The organism is Mesorhizobium sp. M0571 (genome assembly GCF_040320985.1).
Classification (GTDB): Bacteria; Pseudomonadota; Alphaproteobacteria; order Rhizobiales; family Rhizobiaceae; genus Mesorhizobium.
Genome location: NZ_JAMYQT010000004.1, coordinates 298,714 through 314,383 on the forward strand (window position 1 = coordinate 298,714; position 15,670 = coordinate 314,383).

14 protein-coding genes are annotated in these 15,670 nt (G+C 62.9%); 4 read left to right on the forward strand and 10 right to left on the reverse strand.

The window, feature by feature from the left end:
* Positions 1–24 precede the first annotated feature (24 nt).
* The gene (locus NKI85_RS07840) at positions 25–999 is read right to left on the reverse strand and encodes an ABC transporter substrate-binding protein (protein WP_352776500.1); all 975 of its coding nucleotides are present in this window, start codon (positions 997–999) and stop codon (positions 25–27) included.
* Between the two features lie 83 nt (positions 1,000–1,082).
* Here NKI85_RS07840 and NKI85_RS07845 point away from each other — a divergent pair, with 83 nt between their 5' ends.
* The 3 genes from NKI85_RS07845 (at position 1,083) to NKI85_RS07855 (ending at position 3,192) form a co-directional block, all read left to right on the forward strand.
* A complete protein-coding gene (locus tag NKI85_RS07845; RefSeq protein ID WP_352776501.1) occupies positions 1,083–1,268 on the forward strand; it encodes a hypothetical protein in 186 nt (61 codons plus the stop codon).
* A gap of 199 nt (positions 1,269–1,467) precedes the next feature.
* Positions 1,468–2,082 carry a cysteine peptidase family C39 domain-containing protein gene (locus NKI85_RS07850; protein WP_352776502.1) on the forward strand — a complete coding sequence of 205 codons (615 nt, stop codon included), beginning with the start codon at positions 1,468–1,470 and terminating at the stop codon, positions 2,080–2,082.
* Positions 2,083–2,115: 33 nt separating this feature from the next.
* On the forward strand, positions 2,116–3,192 hold the full coding sequence (locus tag NKI85_RS07855) for a D-alanine--D-alanine ligase family protein (protein WP_352776503.1): 1,077 nt from the start codon (positions 2,116–2,118) through the stop codon (positions 3,190–3,192).
* 56 nt (positions 3,193–3,248) lie between these two features.
* Here NKI85_RS07855 and NKI85_RS07860 read toward each other — a convergent pair whose 3' ends face one another.
* The 5 genes from NKI85_RS07860 to NKI85_RS07880 form a co-directional block, all read right to left on the reverse strand.
* On the reverse strand, positions 3,249–4,034 hold the full coding sequence (locus NKI85_RS07860) for an SDR family oxidoreductase (protein ID WP_352527731.1): 786 nt from the start codon (positions 4,032–4,034) through the stop codon (positions 3,249–3,251).
* An 8-nt stretch (positions 4,035–4,042) separates the two neighbouring features.
* Positions 4,043–4,807 carry an SDR family oxidoreductase gene (locus NKI85_RS07865; protein ID WP_352527729.1) on the reverse strand — a complete coding sequence of 255 codons (765 nt, stop codon included), beginning with the start codon at positions 4,805–4,807 and terminating at the stop codon, positions 4,043–4,045.
* 126 nt (positions 4,808–4,933) lie between these two features.
* Complete coding sequence (locus NKI85_RS07870) at positions 4,934–6,442, reverse strand: sugar ABC transporter ATP-binding protein (RefSeq protein WP_352776504.1); 1,509 nt, start codon at positions 6,440–6,442, stop codon at positions 4,934–4,936.
* Between the two features lie 33 nt (positions 6,443–6,475).
* Positions 6,476–7,414 (reverse strand): sugar ABC transporter substrate-binding protein, encoded by a 939-nt coding sequence (locus NKI85_RS07875; RefSeq protein WP_352527725.1) that lies wholly within the window; start codon positions 7,412–7,414, stop codon positions 6,476–6,478.
* Positions 7,415–7,555: 141 nt separating this feature from the next.
* Complete coding sequence (locus NKI85_RS07880) at positions 7,556–8,566, reverse strand: ABC transporter permease (RefSeq protein ID WP_352527723.1); 1,011 nt, start codon at positions 8,564–8,566, stop codon at positions 7,556–7,558.
* Positions 8,567–8,831: 265 nt separating this feature from the next.
* Here NKI85_RS07880 and NKI85_RS07885 point away from each other — a divergent pair, with 265 nt between their 5' ends.
* Complete coding sequence (locus tag NKI85_RS07885; protein WP_352776505.1) at positions 8,832–9,794, forward strand: sugar-binding transcriptional regulator; 963 nt, start codon at positions 8,832–8,834, stop codon at positions 9,792–9,794.
* Here NKI85_RS07885 and NKI85_RS07890 read toward each other — a convergent pair.
* From NKI85_RS07890 to NKI85_RS07905, 4 genes are all read right to left on the reverse strand, one after another.
* A complete protein-coding gene (locus tag NKI85_RS07890; RefSeq protein WP_352776506.1) occupies positions 9,784–11,286 on the reverse strand; it encodes a xylulokinase in 1,503 nt (500 codons plus the stop codon). The genes NKI85_RS07885 and NKI85_RS07890 overlap by 11 nt on opposite strands.
* Positions 11,287–11,306: 20 nt before the next feature.
* Entirely contained in the window at positions 11,307–12,629 is a 1,323-nt protein-coding gene (locus tag NKI85_RS07895) for an NAD(P)H-dependent oxidoreductase (protein ID WP_352776507.1), read from the reverse strand.
* Positions 12,630–13,039: 410 nt separating this feature from the next.
* Complete coding sequence (locus NKI85_RS07900) at positions 13,040–13,783, reverse strand: DUF427 domain-containing protein (RefSeq protein ID WP_352776508.1); 744 nt, start codon at positions 13,781–13,783, stop codon at positions 13,040–13,042.
* Positions 13,784–13,922: 139 nt separating this feature from the next.
* Positions 13,923–15,578 (reverse strand): ABC transporter substrate-binding protein, encoded by a 1,656-nt coding sequence (locus tag NKI85_RS07905; RefSeq protein ID WP_352776509.1) that lies wholly within the window; start codon positions 15,576–15,578, stop codon positions 13,923–13,925.
* Positions 15,579–15,670: the final 92 nt, after the last annotated feature.

A 15,670-nucleotide genomic window follows, 5' to 3' on the forward strand; every position in this document is an offset into this window, starting at 1 on the left:
GTCGTCGCATTTCCAGTCAGACGGTCACTCAGCCCAGGCTTTCCAGTCGGCTTCGTGGGCGGCGATCCAGGCGGCGGCGACGTCTTCCGGCGTCTTGCCTTCGAGATCGATCTCGCCGCTCATCTTGTTGAGCTCGTCGGTATCGACGGTGTAGTTCTTCGCGACCTTGTAGGCGACCGGCCATTTGTCCTTCATGCCGGCCCAGGAATATTTCCAGATCTCGCCATGCGGTTTGCCGCAGTCATATTTCGCATCGGGGTTCACACCCCATTTCGGGTCGTTGTAGCATTCTGTCGTATAATCGGGGAATTCGACCCATTCGCCCTTGTATTTGGCCGGCGCCCAATGCGGCGAATAGATCCACAGCATGATCGGCGCCTTGCGCTGATAGGCCGATTCCAGCTCGGCGAACATCGCCGCATCGGTGCCGGCATGGATGACGGTGAAGGGCAGTTTCAGCGACTCGACGCGTTCGTCGTCAAAACCTTCCCATGTCACGGGGCCGCCGAGATAGCGCCCCTTCGGCGCGGTTTCGGCGGTGGAGAAGGCCTCGGCACATTTCGGGTCTTTCAGCGCTTCCCAGTTAGGCAGGCCGGGGCATTTCTCCTTCATATACTCGGGAAACCACCATTCTTCCTTGGCCTTGGGCCCGAGCTTGCCGAGGCGTTCGGTCTGCCCGGTTGCATCCGAGGCCTTCATAGCCTCGCCGGCCGTCGTGTCCCAGAACTCCATGCCCACATCGATGTCGCCATTGGTGAGACCGGTGGTCAGGCTGGAGAGATAGTCGGCGGTCGGATATTCGACGGTGTAGCCGAGCTTTTCGAGAATGCCGCCGAGGATCTTGGCGTTCAGATTGACGCTGGTCCAGTCGAACAGCGCGATCTTGATCGGGTCGTTGGATTCCGGCGCCGCCGCCTGGGCCGGAGGGGTCAGCGCGCTTGCCGCGGTAAGTATCAAGGCTCCCATTGAGAAATTCGAAATCATGTTCCGAAGTGACATGCTTGTTCTCCTGTCAAGCTCTAGTGAAGTTATCGTTCGTTCCCTTCTTGCGTCTTTTTTGATTGTGTTGGAAAAGCTGGTCGTTGCGCAAGACCGTCGGCGCCACAATGCTGCCGAAGCGGATGCCGGCGCAAAACGGGGGTGGTGCCAAAATTGGTGAAGATGTGGCGCGGGACCGGCCGCGTCATGACTGCCGAAGGATTGCTGCCGCAGCTGTGATCCACGGATCGATCGCCGGTCTTGAGATGCAAACCATCAGCGTCCCATGATCTCAGCTGTCGGCTCGGCAACTCGCCAGAGCCACTTTCATGGGATGAAATTATATATACCAACGTTCATGTCGCGCAACGAATAACGCCGGTGCCAATTTCACGGCCGTCGTTTTTACATGGACCATAAATCGGTTCGAAAAAAGCCAAGGTTGCCGGTCATCCCATACACGGGCCACGAGGACAGGACATCGATACAATGCAGCAGACCAAAGAGCCTTACTTCAGCCAATGGGAAACACCGGAGATGACGCTGCCGGTGATTGCCGAGGGACCTTCGGCGCTGGTGCGCGATCCGCTGTGGCGGCATTCGGGCGCCGAGACGATCGAGGAATACGTACGCTGGGCAGCGCACGTGTGCGGCATGGCCTGCCTGAAGATGATCCTTGCTGCACGCGATGAAATCCATCCGACACTCGAACTTGCCCGCGCCTGCGCCGCCTATGGCGGCTATGTCGTCAACGAGATCGACGCCTCGATCAAGGGGTTGATCTATGCGCCTTTCGTCAAGTTCGTGGCCGAACGTTTCGGGCTAAGTGCGGAGACAATGACGAACGTCGATACGGCCGCCATTCCCGAACTTCTTTCGAAGCGGCAGTTTTTCATCGCTTCGGTGCATCACGCAATCCGCTGGCCGGAGCGCGAGCCGCCATCGAAGGGCGGTCATCTGGTGCTGGTGACGGCAGCCTCTCCAGAGACGGCCCGCTTCCACAATCCCTCCGGCCACGACCAGGCGAGCCAGGCCGACGTGACGCTGCCACTTGCCGTCTTCGATCGTTTCTTTGCCAACCGCGGTATTGCCGTCGGCTTCTGACCCTTTCAACACCAGATCGTCTCCGAGGCTTTCATGACCTCTTCCTTGAACAGACTGCGTATTGCCGTGCTCTTTGGCGGACGTTCCGCCGAGCATGACGTTTCGGTGCTTTCAGCAACCAATGTCATGCGTGCGCTGCTGCCCGCCAAATACGATGCCGTCCCAGTCTTCGTCACGCGGGAAGGGCAATGGCTGCTGAGCAGCTTCGAGGATGGTACGCTGGCGAAACCTACGGTCGGCACGGAAGTTTGCCTGGTTCCGGGTGGGCGCGGACGGATGATGGCGATCCCGGCCGATGGCGCGCCCTATGATCTGCCAAAGATCGACATCCTGTTTCCTGTCCTGCACGGCCCCCATGGTGAAGACGGCTCGGTACAGGGAGTGGTCGACGTAGCTCGGGTGCCGCTCGCCGGCTGCGGCATCCTGGGTTCAGCAACCGCACTGGACAAAGATATCGCCAAACGGCTCCTGAAAGCGGCGGGGCTGCCAATCGCGCGCTCAGTGACGATTCATGAAGGTTCGGCGCCCGCCCTCGCCACACTGGAAGGCGAGCTCGGCCTGCCGTTCTTCATCAAACCGGCGCGTCAGGGTTCGTCTGTCGGCGTCAGAAAGGTCAATGCCAGCCAGGAATTCGACGGAGCGCTTGCTGAAGCCTTCCGGCACGATTGCAAGCTGTTGGCAGAGGAATTCGTTCGTGGGCGCGAGATCGAATATAGCGTGCTGGAGGACCCGGCGGGCAACCTGTTCGTCTCGCGGCCAGGCGAGATCGTGCCGGCGGAAAGCCACGGCTTCTACAGCTACGATGCCAAATATATCGACGAGAATGGCGCGGCGCTAAAAGTGCCGGCCGAGCTGCCGCCGGAGATTGAGGCAGGCATGCGGGACGTGGCCGCAAGGGCTTTCAGAGCCCTCGGCTGTGACGGGATGGCGCGCGTCGACTTTTTCCTGACACCGGACATGCAATTCTTGGTCAATGAAATCAACACCATCCCCGGCTTCACCGATATCAGCATGTATTCCAAGGCAATGGCGGCAAGCGGCGTCAGCTATTCCGAAATCATCGACCGGCTCGTGGAGCATGGATTGGCACGGGCCGGCCGACCAGCCTGAATGCAGCGAAGGGGCTTTCAGATTCCAGCCGATGGCACGTTGGCCTGCGTCGTTTCTCACGACATAATCAGGCCGCCATCGACATTGATGGTCTGCCCCGTGATGTACGCGGCATCGTCGCTGGCAAGAAAACTGACCAGGCCAGAGACGTCCTCGCCGCTGCCGGCGCGGCCCATCGGGATGTTCTTCACCCATTCGGCCATCAGTTCGCCGGGCTTGTAATCGCCCATCAGCTTGCCCCACGCGGCGTCGTTGTAAGCCCACATGTCGGTGTCGATGATGCCGGGGCAGATCGCGTTGACGGTGATCTTCTCCTTCGCCACTTCCTTGGCGAGGCTCTGGGTGATGCCGACGACACCGAATTTCGAGGCCGCGTAATGCGGCGTGTAGATAAAGCCTTGCCGTGCCTGACCGGATGCCGTGTTGATCAGCCGGCCGCCATCGCCATGCTTGCGGATGCGCGCGATCGCCTCCTGGCAGCACAGGAACACGCCCTTGGTGTTGACCGCCATCACCTTGTCCCATTCGGCCTCGGTCATCGCCTCGATCCTGGCGATGGTGATGACACCGGCATTCTGCACGGAGATGTCGACGCGGCCGAACTCTTGCTCGGCTAGGTCATAGAGGGCAACGACTTCGTCTTTCCTGGTCACGTCCATGCGCAGCGATGCGACCTTAGCGCCCGCAGCCTTGAGATCGGCGGCGACCTCCTCGACCCGCGCGTCGATGGCGCTGACGACCACGGCAGCACCCTCGGCCGCGAAGCGCCTGGCCATTGCCGCGCCGATACCGCCGCTGGCACCGGTGATGACCGCCGTCTTCCCCTGGAATCGCTTCTGCATTTTCTCTCCTACCAGCAGACGAAGCCGCCATCGACGATCAGGTCGATGCCGGTGACGAAACTCGAGGCGCGGCTGGCCAGGAACACGGTCGGGCCGACCATTTCTTCCGGCGCCGCCATGCGGCCCATCGGCGTGTCGCGCTCAAAGACCCTGACCTGGTCGGCAACCTCCGGCCGCTTGTTCATCGGCGTCAGCGTGTAGCCGGGGCTGACCACATTGACGCGCAGGCCGCGATCGGCCCATTCCATGGCGAGGCTCTTCGACATGTGGATGACGGCGGCCTTCGACGAATTGTAATGCGCCTGGGTCAGGCCGCGGTTGACGATCGAGCCCGACATCGAGGCGATGTTGATGATCGAGCCTTTGCGTCGCGCCAGCATTGCGCGTGCCTCGGCCTGGCAGGACAGGAACACGCCGCTGACATTGACGTCATAGAGCTTCTGCCATTTCTCCAGCGACAGCGTCTCGGCCGGTTCGGCGGCGGCAACGCCGGCATTGTTGACGGCGACGGTCAGCGCGCCGAGTTCTGCCTCCGTGCGCTCGATCGCCGCCGCGAGATCGGCCTCTGAAGTCACCGTGCCGGTCAGCACCAGCGCCTTGCGGCCGAGTGCTGTGATCCGGTGCGCGGTCTCATCCAACCCGCCTTTGGAGGCATGGCCGAAACAGGCGATATCGGCGCCGGCCTCGGCCAGCCCGATGGCGATCGCTTGCCCGATGCCGCTGCCGGCGCCTGTCACCAGTGCGACGTCGCCTTGAAGATCGAATAGTTTCATCGTCGGTCCCTCTGCTCCAACCGCCGTCCTCCTGAATGGAAGGGGCGCCAACTCTGTTGCTGACGCCCCCGCGCGGTCCGGTGCTTGGGAGGATACCACCTGCTGCGCTTTGTTTCGATCGGCGTCCTAGCTCGTGGCGAGTTCCATCACGGCGATATTGCTCGCTTCGTTGCGATCGAGAATGCCGCGCTGACGGCCGCGGCTCAGCACCAGGACGCGATGCGACAGGCCGAGCACTTCCTCGAGGTCGGAGCTCACCACCACCACCGCCATGCCGGAACGCGCAAGGTCGGCGACGACATCGTAGATCGCGGCGCGGGCGCCGACATCGATGCCGCGCGTCGGCTCGTCCAAGATGAACACCTTGGGCGGGCGCGACACCCATTTGGCGATGATCACCTTCTGCTGGTTGCCGCCGGACAGCTTGCTGACCGCCTGGTTCGGCCGGCCCTTGACGCCGAGCCGGCGAATACCGGCCTCGGCGAATTTCTGCACTACCTTCGGAAACACCCAGCCATTCGGCGCGACATGGTCGAAATTGCCGATCGCCAGATTCTCGCCGATCGTCTGGTCGAGCACCACGCCTTGTGCCTTGCGGTCTTCCGGCACCAGAACGACGCCGGCCTTGATCGCCGCCGCCGGGCCGTTGAGATGCACTGGTTTGCCGGCGACGCGCACCGAGCCGGATGAGATCGGATCGGCACCGGCGATCGCCCGCACCAGCTCCGTGCGGCCGGCGCCGATCAGCCCGGCAATGCCGAGGATTTCGCCGGCCCGCACCGAAAAGTTGACATTTTGGAAGCTGCGTTCCGGCGAGGACAGGTTCTCGACCTCGAGCAGCATGTCGTTGCCGGGCGCCGACAAAGTCGGGAACATCCGCTCGACGCTGCGGCCGACCATCTGCTCGACCACGGTACGCACCGGAATGTCGGCGCGCTCGTGCCGCGCGACGATGCGGCCGTCGCGCATCACCACCACGCGGTCGGCGATTTGGGCGATCTCGTCCAGCCGGTGGCTGATATAGATGAAGGACATGCCTTCGGCCTTGAGCTTGCGGATCTGCTGGAACAGGAGTTCCGTTTCTTCGCCACCAAGTGCGGCCGTCGGTTCGTCGAAGATCAGCAGCTCGGCATTGAGCGTCAGCGCCTTGGCGATCTCGACCTGCTGCTGGGCGGCGATCCTCAGTGTGCGCACCTTGCGCTCGGGCGAAACATCGAGGCCGAGGCGCTTCAGCTGGGCCGATGCCCGTGCGTTCATAGCCGCGCGGTCGATGCGGCCGCCGCGCATCGGCAGACGGCCGACATAGACGTTTTCGGCGACCGACAGATCGGGCAGCAGCTTCAGCTCCTGGTGGATCATGCCGATGCCGGCGTCGATCGCCGCGGCGGGATTGGCGGGGGAATAAGGGTTCCCCCGCCAGGTGATGGTGCCGGCATCGGGCTTGGTTGACCCGGCGATGATGTTCGAGACGGTCGACTTGCCGGCGCCGTTTTCGCCAAGCAGCGCCACGACCTCGCCCGGCCGCACCTCGAAGCTCGCATCGGCCAGGACCTGCACCGGTCCGTAGCTCTTGCAGAGGCCGCTGACGACTAGCCCCAGATTGGGGCTGTGCGTATGGCGAGGATCCGTGGACATCGTTGCGCTCGTCGACTGCCGGACTGGTCTAAATCAAGGATGCTTGGCGATGAACTGCTCGACATTGTCCTTGGTGGTCAACGTCGCATCCTGCAGCTGTTCGGCCGGAATGGTCTCGCCGGCCACCAGCTTGATCGCCGCATCGACGGCAAGCCGGCCCATGCCTTGCGTCTGCTGCGTCGCCGTTACGTCGAAGACACCGTCCTTCAGCGCCTTGAGCGCCGCCACGTCGCCGTCAAAGCCGGCAACCCAGACCTTATGGCCGGGATTGGCGACCTTGACCGCCTGCGCCGCACCGAGCGCCAGCGCGTCGGCCTGGCCGATGACGATCGATACGTCGGGATGCGACTGCAACAAATCCTGCGTCAGCTTGAAGCCTTCGTCCTGGTGCCAGCCTTCGCTCCACAGTTCGCCGACGACCTTGATGTCGGGATAGGCGGTCAGCGCTTCGCCGCAGCCCTTCGAGCGATCGACCTCGGGCGTCGTACCCTTCTGGCCGTGGATGATGATCAGCTCGCCCTTGCCGCCGGCCTGCTTGGCGATGTAGTCGCAAACCGCCTTGGCAGACGCCACACTGTTGGTGGCGATGAAGGTGTCGCCGGGCGCGCCGTCGGCGTTGCGGTCGACATTGATGACCGGGATGCCGGCAGCCTTGGCCGTCTTGGTCGGCACGGTGGCGGCAGTGGCGCCGGCCGGGATATAGATCAGCGCGTCGATGTTCTGCGTGATCAGATCCTGCACCTGGCTGACCTGCGTCGCCGAATCGCCCTTGGCGTCGACGGTGACGACCTCGATGCCTTTTTCCTTGCCGTAGGCTTCGACGGACTGCTTGATCTGGTTGAAGAAGTCGGCCTGCAAATTGGCGACGGCGAGGCCGAGCTTCTTGGCTTCCTTGGCCGAGGCCATGTCGGACAGGCCGAGCAGCGGGATGACGGCTGCGGCGGCAAGCAGCAATGAACGTTTGGTCAGCATGTTATTCCTCCGTTGATGTTCAATCTGTCCTGCCCGCGCATCGCGGCGCCCGAACAACTCCCAGTTTCGGATCACCGATCCGTTTTCGCCCGGATGTCCCAAGCGAATTTCATTGCGCCCCAGTTTTCATCGCCCAAATCTTCATTGAGCTCTGCGCCGCCAGGTGTCGGTGGCCACCGCCAGCGCGATCACCACGCCGATAACCACTTGCTGGATGAAGGGCGAGACACCGAGCAGGTTCAACCCATTGCGCAGCACGCCGATGATGAGGACGCCGATGGCGGTGCCGCCGATCGAGCCGACGCCGCCCGACAGGCTGGCGCCGCCGATCACCACCGCCGCGATGGTGTCGAGTTCGTAGCCGAGGCCGGAGCTCGGCTGGACGGAATCGAGCCGGGCGGCAAGCACGATGCCGGCGAGACCGGCCAGCACGCCGCAGATCGCGTAGACCCAGTTGGTCAGCGACTTGACCGGTATGCCGGACAGCCGGGCGACTTCGGCGCTGCCGCCGATTGCGTAGAGGCTACGGCCGGTGGCGCGATAATTCAGGAAGATCGCGAAAATGACGGCAAGCACGATCATCAGCCCGACGGTGACCGACAGGAAGCCGAAATGGCGGATGATCGACAGGCTGGTGAACCAGTCGGGAAAGCCGACGATCTGTGAGCCGTCGGTGATCATATTGGCGAGACCGCGCGCTACCGACATCATGGCCAACGTGGCGATGAAGGGCGGCAGCTTGGTGACCGTCACCAGCAGGCCCGAAACCAGCCCGCAAAGACCGGCGACGACGAGGGCTGCGGCGATGCCCGCCGGCAGGCCCAAATTGAGATAGTCCGAGTGGGCGACGAAGCCCATCACCATGGAAGCCAGCGCCAGCACGGAGCCGACGGACAGGTCGATGCCGCCGATCAGGATGACCAGCGTCATGCCGATCGCCATGATGCCGAGCACGGTGACCTGGTCGAGCACGTTGAGGATGTTGCGGACAGTCAGGAAGGTGTCGGTGGTCAGCGAGAGCGCTAGGCAGAGCAGGACCAGCCCGATCAGCGGGCCCATGGTTCCGGCAAAGACAGCCGAAAACCTTGCGCCCGCGGTAACCTGTGCGCCAGAGCCTGCCTTCAACTCGCTTGCGTCGTTGCTCACAGCCACTTCGTCTCCTCCACAGCAATCCGGCGGTGCATCACCGGGCCACGTTGTTCACCCGGCCCCTCCCCGTGAACAATTTATCTTTAACATGCAATTTTGTTCAGCTAAACTGTTCGTCGGAAAATTGTCAAGGCCTGCCGCTTCATTCGACGACGGTTTGCGCTGTCCGCCGGTTTGCCTTACGCAAGGTCTCGGAAATCTTGGGCATTTCGAAGTCGCCGGATTGGAATATCATGAGCAGAGCCGGCGGCTGCGGCAAGGCAAACAGATGACGATCATAGAGAACGAAAGAGCCTCGCGCTTCCCCGACGCCGAACTCAAGGCCCGCGCCGCTTGGCACTATTATGTCGAGGGCCTGACGCAGGAGCGGATTTCCGAAATCCTCGGCGTCGGCCGCATCAAGGTGCATCGCATTCTCTCCGCCGCCCGCGAAGAAGGTGTCGTCCAGTTCCGTATCCGCGACAGCGTCGTCGAATGCGTGATTTTGGAGGAAAGTCTCAAGCAGCGCTTCGGGCTCAGCCAGGCTGTTGTGGTACCGTCGGCCGCCGACCGAAGCAACGCGCCGCTGATGATCGGTCATGCGGCCGCTGCCTATCTGGCCGACCACGTGAATGCTGGCGATGTCATTGCGCTGGGCTGGGGGAGGACGCTGAAATTCGCCATCAATGAATTGCCGCGGCGACCGATCGCCAGGACGACAGTGGTTTCCATGCTTGGCGGCCTCACCCATGCACAGCCGCTCAACCCGACAGAAAGCGCGTGGGATTTCGCCGAAAAGATCGGTGCGGAGTGTTTCCTGCTGCCGGTACCGGTCTATGCCGACAGGCCGGAGCAGCGCGACGCTTTCATGAGCCAGCGTAGCGTTCAGGATGTTGTTTTCCGTGCGCGCCGGGCAAACATCGCCGTGCTCAGCGTCGGTTCGTTTTCCAACGACAGCCCGATCGCCAATTACGGCTTCATCAAGCCCAGCGAACTCGAGGAGCTGCAGGCCGCCGGCGCCGTCGGCGATATTCTGTGTCATTTCATCGACGCCGAGGGCCGCCCGGTCGACCACGAGGTCAACCGCCGCGTCTGCGCCTATCCGCTGCAGGATCTGTCGGACATCCCGGCCATCATCCTGGTTTCGGGAGGGCAGGAAAAGATTGCCATCATGCGGGCGGCACTCGCCAACACCAAGGTATCGGTTCTGATCACCGACGAGGATGCGGCAAAGGGGCTGCTCAACCGCTAGTCGCGTTGAGAGCACTCAACCGCACGTGGATGTCGCGCGTCGCCTGATAAAGGTCACGGTAGATCGCCTTGCGCGCGCGATAGCCGGAGACCAACCCGTCGACCGGATCGACATGCCTGGTGGGAGCGGCAGCCATTGCCTCCGCGGCGGCTTCCGACGACGCAAACCAGCCGACCGCGGCAGCCGCCAGCATGGCGGCGCCGAGTGCGGCCGCCTCGTTGACCGGCGAAACCGAGATCGGCCGCTCGAGCACGCTTGCCATGATCTGCATGAGGAGCGCGCAATTGGTGCCGCCCCCGGCGGCAATCATCGCCGCCGGTCTGCCGCCGGCCTGGGCTTCCATGGCCTCCGTGGCAACGGCCTGCTCGAAGGCGATGCCTTCCAGGACAGCGCGGAAGAGATGCTCCGGCCGGTGGTCCAGCGACAGGCCGACAATGGCGCCGCGCGCAGCACCGTCCCAATAGGGGCTCATGACGCCGGCCCAGTACGGCATTACGAGCAGTCCGTCACTGCCGGCGGCAACATCCAGCGCCGCCTTCTCCAGCGTTGCTGCCGACGGCGAGGCGGTCGTGCGAACGATCCAGTCGACCAGTTGCATGCCAGAGCGCAGCACGGTCTCCAGCATGAAACCAGAGCCGGTCGGCGAGACCAGTGTTCGAAACGCGTCGGAGGTTTTCACCTTGCCGGAGTAACAGCCGCTGACCACGCCGGAGCCAAGCGAAAGATAGCTCTTGCCCTCGCCATAGACGCCCATGCCAAGGCCCATCGCCTGGCCGTCCCCGGCCCCGGCGACGACAGGCGTGCCAGCCTTCAGGCCGGTCAGCTGCGCCACGCTGGCGGAAAGGCCGCCGCAAATTGCTCCCGGCGCGACCAGCTCGGGCAATTGCTCCATCTGCAGCCCCGCGGTCGCAACAAGGCGGGGATGCCAGGTGCCTTTCTCGACGTCGAGCAGCCCGAGCGGATCCGCACTTGCCGTGCTGGTGATGAGCCGTCCGGTCAGCCGCTGAACGAAGAAGCCATGCACGTCGACCAACGCCGCTGCCTCGTGCAGCACCTGCGGCTGGTGTTCGGCAAGCCAGGCGATGGCATAGAGCGCTGGCGTCGGGTCCGGCGGCTTGCCGCTCCAGTCGCGGATGGCCTCGCGGCTGAGTTCGGCCGAAAGCCTGATAACCTGCGGGCGGGCGCGTTCGTCGAGCCACAGGATCGCCGGGATGAGCGGCTTGCCGGCGTTGCCCACCAGCGTGAAGGTCTCGCGCTGGTGGGCGATGCAGATCGCCGCCACCCGGTCCGCGCCAATCTTGTCGGCGACCTGCTTCAATGCGCCAAGCAGCGCCGTCCACCAATGTTCGGCGTCCTGTTCGAAATGGCCGGGCTTCGGATTTGAAAGCGGATAGGTCTCGCGCGCCTGGAACAGCTCCTCGCCGTTGCGCGTGAAGGCAATCGCCTTCACGGCCGTGGTCGAGGCGTCGATCCCGATTACGATATCGTCCATCAGGCGGAGATCCGGCGGGGTCAGGCCGCGTTCGTAACGAACCGTCCGTCCGATTGGTCAAGACGACGGCGGATCTGGGTTATCACCATCGAATCGTCGGGTACACAATTTTCATAAGTCAGGAAATCGCCGGTCTTGAGCGGCTTGACCACCTTGGCGCGTTCGGCAAGGCCGAGCGGCAGGGCGCCGCGGGCGCGCGCGTCCTCCCAGGTCATGGCGAAGCCGCGATAGTCGTTCTCGCCGATCATACCGAGCGACCGGCCAACGCCAAGGTCGCTCTTGGCGACCGCCACCGCCTCGGCCACCGGACGGTCGAGCGGCTCCATGTCGGCGCGCTTGTAGACCACGGCGCGCGCCGCCGACAGCGGCACTTCCAGGCTGGTCAAATGATAGGGTCGGAAGATCGTGAAATAGGGGCCTTTGCCGACCTTGAGGTCGATCATGCGCTCCAGCACGCGCGGATGCCGGGTCTCGATGATGCAGAACACGCCGGGCGCCACGCCCTTGCCGATCGAATAATCGACCACGCCCTTGCGATGCAGCACGCCGCCATCCTCGCGCGGGCAGAGCACGCTGGCGAGCTCCTCCAGCGTTGCGGTCGGGCCATGCATGCCCGGCACATCGGGCACCAGGCCGGTGGCATTGGCAATCGCCACCATCTCGATCGCCGTCTTCGAGCCGTCGACGAATTCGACCAGCATGCGCGCATTCATGTTGCGCTCGGCCGCCTCCTTCTCGTAGTCGGCCGGCATGGCGTCGATCTTCAGCGGATTGTTCTTGCCCTTGCCGGCGGCGATGATGTTGAAGCCGAGACTTTTGGCAAAGCCGATGATCTCCAGCGTGCAGGCCGGCTCGTCGCCGGCGGCACCGGTATAGACGACGCCGGCCTTGCGCGCCTCTTCCTTGAGGAAGCGGCCGATGGTGATGTCGGCCTCGACATTGAGCATGACGATATGCTTGCCGTTCTTCATCACTTCGAGCGCAAACAGCGTGCCGATATTGGGATTGCCCGTGGCGTCGATGATAACGTCGATGCGGCCGGCCGCCGCCAGCGCATGCAAATCTTCGGTCACCGCGATCTTGCCGGCCTCGATGGCGCGGTCGATCGCCGCCGCATTGCCGGCCTGGACGATGTCGGAACGGTCGTGGCCGGCAAGAAGTGCAGCATCGATCGCCGCCTGCGGCCTGACCTCGGAAATGGCGCCGATCCGCATGCCGGGCATCAGCGCGACCTGGACGACGATGTCGGTGCCCATCTGTCCGGCGCCGGCAAGCCCGATGGTGATCGGTCCCTGCTGTTCAGCGCGCTGCAGAAGTTCCGCTGCAAATTGCGGATGGGACATGTCGCTTCCTCCAGTTCCTGACGCGCCGCAGCGTCCAAATCGCCGTTTTGAACATTCCTATTTCCAAATGAAAAATATTTCAACCAGCAATTGGGACATTCCCGCTCTGGAATGCCGATCGCGATTTGGGCAAGCTGCCGGTGGAGCAGAATAACTGGCCACAGCTAGCAGTTGCGACGGCCCAGATCGAGAAGCCGATCCGAACGGGTGACAAACTGCGTGGTCACGCCAAGCCAATGCAGCCACAGGGCGTGGCCGGCCGCAGCGACGCTGGATACAGCCGATGGCTAGAGCATTTTGCAGCCAAGTGGAATCACTTGGCGTCGCAGAAATGCGGCTAAACAGATGGATAGAGCGGGATGCACGGTTCAATTTTGAACGCATCCCGCTCTAAGAGACGGTCGAGAGCCTCAGAAATAGCCGTCCGATGCCGCCGTGGCTTCTTTCGGGATTTCGATGCCGTCGACCAGGATCTTGTCGACAAGCTCATGGTGGAAGCACACCAGCCCCTTGATGCGCTCGGCTTCGTGGACCGGCTCCGGATAGTACCAGACAAGGTTCTCGTGGTGTTTGGCTTTCGTCGTCACGTGATAATAATTGGAGATGCCCTTATAGGGGCAGCGCGAGATATAGCGGCTCGACGAAAACATATCGAGCCGCGTGTCGGCAATCGGCAGGTAATGGCGCACCGGATGGCCGGTTTCGAACAGGAACACGCCGCGTCGTGAATCCGCAACCTGCTCGCCGTCGAGGATGACCTGCACGCGCCGCGACGACGGCAGGCAATCGACCCGGCGGAATGGGTCGCGGGCGTGGACGAAGATCTCCTCGTCCTCCTCGTGCCAATGGCCCATCTTGCTCCAGTAGAACGACACGTAGTCGGCGATCGGCGGACAGCCCTTCACCGGATCGAGATACCGCCAGGCGGCATCCTCGACCAGCGTGATGCCGGTATTGAGCGAGTAATGCGTGGCGACCCCCTTGAAGGGGCTCTCGGTCGTCGTCTTGCTCGGCAGCAAAAACTCCTCGCGCACATCGCTGACCGGGAAATAATACACCGGCAGATGATCGGATTCGTAGAGCACCAGCGCCTTGACGCTGTCGGCAACGACGATCGATCCGACCTGGACACGCAGCCGCTTCGGCGATGGCATGGTGAAGGCGACATAACCCGGCTCGAATTCATACTGGAGGATCGTGTCGAGGACAGGAAAATGCGGCCCGCGACCGCGCAGATGGGGCTTGCGAATGGTGGCCTCCCGTTGCTTTTTTTCCGGCCGTGCGTTGGCGCGGTCAGCTCAATGATACGCGATCGAGCAGCAGCCCGGCGGCGATCGGCGGCAGGCCGCTGACATTCTTGCGCACCGGCACCAGCAGGTCCGGGAAATAGCTGAAAATGACCGGCGTCTCGTCGAGCAGCAATTTCTGGATGTCGGAGGCCGCGGTTCGCTGCGCGCCGATATCAAGCGCCTTTAGATAACTGGTGACCAGGCCGTCATAGGTAGAATTCTTGAAATGCGCCGCATTCCACGGCCCGTCGCTGACCAGCGGGCTCTTCAGGAAGACATTCGGCACGCTGCGGTGTGCGTAGTCGGTGATGCCAAGCGGGCTGTCCAGCCAGTCCGATTGGCCGAACACCGCCTTCCCATAGTATTTGTCCTGATCCTCGATGTTGAGCGAGATGCGGATGCCGATCTCCTTGGCGAAATTCTGGAACAATTGCGCATAGCCGGGAATGTCGGAATAGCGCAGCGTCGTCAGCGTGATGTCGAAGCCGCTGGCGAGCCCCGCAGCTTCGAGAAGCTGCTTTGCCTTGGCGATGTCCTGCGCGGGTTGCGGGATCGATTTGTCGGTTGCCGGAAAGGCTGGCGCGAACGGGCTGTCATTGCCGGTCGCCGCCATGCCGTGGCACAGCCCATCCACCAGCTTGGAGCGGTCGATGGACAGCGCCAGCGCCTGGCGTACGCGCTTCTCGGTAAACGGGCCGGTGTCGCAGCGCATATGCAGCTGGCGGTGAGCGGTCGAGGCGACGCGCAGCACATTCATGTCAGGGTTGTTCAGCACGACCTGGCTGACATCGAGCGGAATGGCGTCGAGTATGTCGACTTCGCCCGCCTGCAGCGCCAGGATGCGCGGTTGCACGTCGCCGTAGAACTTGAATTCGAGCCGGTCGGGAAGCGCCTTTTCGCCCCAATAGTCGGGATTGCGGACAAAGGTCGCGCCGACCTTCGGCGTGTAGGTCTCGAGCCGGAACGGCCCGGTTCCCTCGAAGGTCTTTTCGTAGTCGTCCTTGTAGCTCGCCGGCAGGATGACGGCGTTGTAATTGTCGATCGAGACCGAATAGGGAAAGCTGCCGTTCGGCGTATCGAGGTGGAAGGCGACGGTGTGATCGTCGACCTTGCGGGTGCCGCCCTTCGACAGCAGCCCCTTGAACACCGACAGCGCGTTGGACGAACCTCTCGGATCGGCGAGCCGGTCGAAGGTCGCAACAACGTCGTCCGCCCCAAACTCCTCGCCATTGTGGAACTTGACGCCCTTGCGCAGTTTGAAGGTCCAGACGCTGCCATCCTCATTAGGCGACCAGCTTTCCGCCAGCACCGGCCGCAAGGTCAGGTCCGGCTCGGTGACGCAGAGGAACTCGGCGGTCTGGAAGACCAGCTGATAGCTGCCGCTGTCGTAATAGGTGACGGGATCGATGGCGCCGCCCGGCGTGGCAACACCTGCGCGGACGGTGCCGCCCGGCGTGCCAGCAGCGCGCGCTTTGGGCGCGCCGAGGCCGGCGGCCGCCACGATGCCGCCTAGCAACGGCAGCGACAGGCCGAGCAGGCTGCCATGGCGAAGGAAATCGCGCCGCCCGATCCTGCCGGCCAGCAATTCGTCGACAGCGGAATTTTCGATGGAGCTCAGCTTCCTGCGGGCGGCGTCGATCGTCTTGAAATGCTTCGGCATGCCTGCATTCCTTCTTTCTCGGAGGCTCGGCCATTTAGGTCATTGTTGACTGGAGCCGGGAAGCGATATTTTTTGATAGGGGTCATCGAAAT